The following is a 227-nucleotide window of genomic DNA, read 5'->3' on the forward strand; positions in this document are numbered from 1 at the left end:
GATTTCTATAAATAAAGCTTTGCGCTTTATTTCCAATAACTTGATCCTCATCTAAAGTTTCATTGTCTTTTCTAGGTTTTTTAAAGACAAGATCAGCAGAAAATCTAGCTTCTATAATGGTAGCATAAGCTGTAGGATCTCCTATTTCACGTTTATTTTTTAAAATTAAACTTTTTGAAGATTCATTTTGAATATGTTTATCTTCTATCTCATACCCTAACTTTATG

At 28.2% G+C, this 227-nt stretch carries 1 pseudogene; it reads right to left on the minus strand.

The features are described 5' to 3' along the window. A pseudogene (locus tag CAMP5082_RS08405) lies at window positions 1-227 on the minus strand (hypothetical protein); the annotation flags it as partial.

Source organism: Campylobacter sp. LMG 17559 (assembly GCF_024723605.1).
Lineage (GTDB): Bacteria > Campylobacterota > Campylobacteria > Campylobacterales > Campylobacteraceae > Campylobacter_D.